The 260-nt window shown below is 42.3% G+C and carries 1 pseudogene; it reads left to right on the top strand.

Going from position 1 to position 260, the window contains the following annotated elements:
• Positions 1–260, top strand: a pseudogene (locus SB679_RS24940) (T9SS C-terminal target domain-containing protein); the annotation flags it as partial.

Here is a 260-nt window from a genome sequence, read left to right as displayed (position 1 = left end):
GAAGGAACCGATCTGTGGCTGATTTCACTCAATGAAAGAGGCGAAGAGATCTGGCAGAAATCCTATAATTTCAAAAACCGAGATGTACTGATGGGAATGAGCATCCTGCATTCAGCAGATGATAAATCTTCAAAAGGAATTCTACTCGGAGGCTACACCCAGGCAGAAGGCAGAATAGAAAGCGATGATGAAACCTTCTGGATGCTGTACTTAAATCAGGATGGCAATGAGCAGTGGAGAAAATATGTAAAAGGAGAATC

This window comes from Chryseobacterium sp. SIMBA_029 (assembly GCF_046535275.1).
Lineage (GTDB): Bacteria > Bacteroidota > Bacteroidia > Flavobacteriales > Weeksellaceae > Chryseobacterium.
Note: the sequence above shows the minus strand (reverse complement) of the source record. Positions and strands in the feature narration are given on the sequence as shown.